This window comes from Trinickia sp. (assembly GCF_051961175.1).
Lineage (GTDB): Bacteria > Pseudomonadota > Gammaproteobacteria > Burkholderiales > Burkholderiaceae > Trinickia.
This window is the reverse complement of sequence record NZ_JBQCDN010000033.1, coordinates 1-2,705: the sequence shown is the minus strand read 5'-3', so window position 1 is coordinate 2,705 and position 2,705 is coordinate 1. Positions and strand designations below refer to the sequence as shown.

Genomic DNA, 2,705 nt, shown 5'->3' with positions numbered 1-2,705 from the left:
ACACCCGTGTGCGGATCGAAGGCTCGCCCAACGAGGCCACGTTACGGCTGGTGCTGTGCATCCTGCGCGACACATCGGAATCGGCAGCATGATCGGGCTGCCCAGCCGCACGAAGATCTGGCTGGCCTCGGGTGCGACCGACATGCGCTCGGGCTTCAACAGCTTGGCCGCGAAGGTCCAGACCGTATTGGAACGCGATCCCTTCAGCGGCCACGTGTTCGTGTTTCGAGGCAAGCGTGGCGATCTGGTCAAAGTGCTGTGGTGGAGCGGCGACGGCATGTGTCTTCTGATGAAACGCCTGGAACGAGGCCGATTCGTGTGGCCCCGCGCAGATGGCGGCGTTGTGTGCCTGAGCCAAGCCCAGTTGTCGATGCTGCTCGAAGGCATCGACTGGCGGCAGCCGATACGAACGACGGAGCCGACATCGGCGTTGTAAACCTGCTAGCCGCCGCGTAAACTGCCGGCATGACCGCGGCCAATGCCTATCCAGACGACATCGAAGCGCTCAAAGCCATGCTGCTCGAGCGCGATGCTCGCATTGGGCATTTGGAGGGCGTGGTCGAATCGCACAAGGCAGCGAACGCCACCGCCAAGGCCGAGATCGAGCATTTGAAGCTGCTCATCGCGAAGCTGCGCCGCATGCAGTTCGGTCGCAAATCGGAGAAGCTGGATCGCCAGATCGAGCAACTCGAACTGCGACTCGAAGAGCTGGAGGCCGATGAAGGCGCGGCACCGATCGAAATCCCGAAGACACCGCGTACAGCGCCAGAACAGTCGGCTCGCAAGCCGCTGCCGGAGCATCTGCCGCGTGAGGTGCAAACGTATTTGCCGGCATCGGTCGATGCGTGCCCGGAATGCGGCGGCAAGCTGAAGCTGCTGGGCGAAGACGTTGCCGAACAACTCGAGTACGTGCCAGCTAGCTTCCGCGTGCTCCGTCATGTGCGACCCAAGTTTGCTTGCGCGTGCTGCGATCACATTGCGCAGGCAGCGGCGCCGAGCCGGCCGATCGAGCGCGGTCTCGCGGGCCCGGGCCTGCTCGCGCACATGCTTGTCTCGAAGTTCGCAGACCATATCCCGTTGTATCGACAGTCGGTCATGTATGCCCGAGAGGGCGTCGAGCTCGACCGCTCGCTGCTCGCGAAGTGGGTTGGCCACGGCGCGACGCTCTTACAACCACTGGTCGACGCATTACGCCGGCATGTGATGACGGCGACGAAGTTGCATGCCGACGATACGCCAGTGCCAGTGCTCGAACCGGGCAACGGCAAGACGAAGACCGGGCGTTTGTGGGTGTATGTGCGTGATGATCGGTCGTCGGCTGATACGACGCCGCCAGCGGTATGGTTCGCCTACACGCCGGATCGCAAAGGCATCCATCCGCAACAACATCTCGAGTCGTTCAGCGGCGCGTTGCAAGCTGACGCATATGGCGGCTATCAGGCTATCTACGAGACCGGTCGCGTGAAGGAAGCTGCGTGCTGGGCACATGCGCGAAGGCAGTTCTACGAACTGCACGCAGCGCGCCCGAATGCACTGAACACCGAAGCGCTCGAGCGTATCGGCGCGTTGTACAAGATCGAAGACGTGATACGCGGCAAACCGCCAGATGAGCGCCGCGCGTATCGCCAAGAACATGCGCGCCCACTTCTCGATCAGTTGCACGCTTGGCTCACGGCCATGCTCGAAACGCTCTCAAAGAAATCCGATACGAGTCGGGCGATTCTCTATGCGCTGAACCGATGGTTGGCGCTCACGCGCTATTGCGACGACGGCCGGCTCGAGATCGATAACCTTCCGGTTGAGCGCGCGTTGCGAGGAGTGGCCATCGGAAGGCGGAATTACCTCTTTGCCGGCGCGGACTCCGGCGGCGAACGTGCTGCCGCGATTTACAGCCTCATAGGGACAGCAAAGCTCAACGACATCGATCCCGAAGCCTATCTGCGCTTCGTATTTGCCCGCATCGCTGATCACCCGATCAACCGCGTCGACCAGCTCATGCCGTGGGCCATCGCGGATCGACTCCGCAACGTCAACTGACATCACGACGCCGTCGTCAAGACGGCGTTCGCGACGCGCTTACGGACGACCGGCGTAGAGATGATGAACTCGACCCAGCTTTCGGTGCCGGCATTCATCAATCCCAGGCGATGGCCAAACATCGCCAGCGCGAAAACGACGACGGTCAGTGGCAACGTCCACCAGAATCGGCGTCGGAAATCGACCAGTTCCGGATTCTCGCCTTCGTCGACGCTTGGCAGAATCGGTTCCAGCGTCATGCCGCATTCGGACATTGCCCAGGATGGTCCTGGCGAATTTCCGGGTGCATCGGGCACGTGTAGATGGTGCCCTCAGGCACTGCTCGCGGCTGCTCAATGGTCGAGGGATCGACATACTTAGACGGCGCGGCCTGGAATTTCGTCAAGCAAGCCTGGCTGCAGAACGCGTACCACTTGCCATTGTGTTCGCGACGGAAGCGGGACCCATCGGCTACCGTCAATCCACAGACGGGGTCGCGAAGCGTATCCCCGGTACGAACGTGCTCGTCCTGGCCCTCATGGTGATGAGCATGCGCGTCGTGTCTGTGCCCGGCGGAATGGTCGTGCTTGTCCGTCTCACGTGCTGGCTTGAAGAAGCTGAACGCGAAGATGATGAAGACGAGAGAATTGATAGCGACGAGGCTCCAAAGCCCGTAACCGTCACCGACG

General features: G+C 61.6%; 2 protein-coding genes and 1 pseudogene. 2 read left to right on the top strand and 1 reads right to left on the bottom strand.

Annotated features, from left to right (window positions below; translation table 11 throughout):
* Positions 1-88 precede the first annotated feature (88 nt).
* Together tnpB and tnpC are read left to right on the top strand one after the other, a co-directional pair.
* On the top strand, positions 89-436 hold the full coding sequence (tnpB, locus tag ACTHL0_RS02165) for an IS66 family insertion sequence element accessory protein TnpB (RefSeq protein ID WP_440564942.1): 348 nt from the start codon (positions 89-91) through the stop codon (positions 434-436).
* 29 nt (positions 437-465) lie between these two features.
* Positions 466-2,037, top strand: coding sequence for an IS66 family transposase (gene tnpC / locus ACTHL0_RS02160; RefSeq protein ID WP_440564941.1), 1,572 nt, complete (start codon positions 466-468; stop codon positions 2,035-2,037).
* Positions 2,038-2,081: 44 nt separating this feature from the next.
* Here tnpC and ACTHL0_RS02155 read toward each other — a convergent pair.
* A pseudogene (locus tag ACTHL0_RS02155) lies at positions 2,082-2,647 on the bottom strand (heavy metal-binding domain-containing protein); the annotation flags it as partial.
* Positions 2,648-2,705 lie beyond the last annotated feature (58 nt).